Origin of the sequence: Coprococcus hominis (ex Arizal et al. 2022) (genome assembly GCF_040094675.1) — a bacterium.
In the GTDB taxonomy this organism is placed as follows: Bacteria; Bacillota; Clostridia; order Lachnospirales; family Lachnospiraceae; genus Coprococcus_C; species Coprococcus_C hominis.
On the sequence record NZ_JBBNHG010000001.1, the window covers coordinates 1 to 519 of the forward strand.

1 protein-coding gene is annotated in these 519 nt (G+C 37.4%); it reads left to right on the forward strand.

The genetic code is table 11. The features are described from left to right. The coding region (locus AAAT93_RS00005) for a restriction endonuclease subunit S (RefSeq protein ID WP_349095426.1) at positions 1-519 on the forward strand (519 nt) is incomplete at both ends.

The window sequence follows — 519 nt, forward strand, 5'->3', positions numbered from 1 at the left end:
TTGGGAACAGCGTAAGGTTTTAGATTTGCTTGTTCAACCTGTTACAGATGGACCTCATGAGACTCCTAGATTGGTGGAAAATGGAATCCCATTTATATCTGTAGATGCTATAGTTGATAATAAAATTGATTTTTCTCGGAAGCGTGGAGATGTATCTGAAGAGTATGATGCTGAGTGTTGTAAGAAGTATAAACCACAGTACCATGATGTATATGTTGTAAAATCTGGTTCAACAGTGGGAAAGGTCGCAATTGTTGAAACTACTGATAGATTCAACATTTGGTCACCATTAGCAGCGTTAAGATGTGAGGGAAAGACGAAACCTTACTATTTGTTTTATCTTCTTCAGACAAGAAGGATGCAAGCTCAAATTTTAGATAAAGCATCGAATGGCACACAGCCAAATTTAAGCATGCGAGAACTTGAAAAGTTTGATGTGTTGGTTACTGACAATGCAGAAGAACAACAGAGAATAGGAGATTATTTTAAGTCCTTAGACCACCTCATCACTCTTCATCA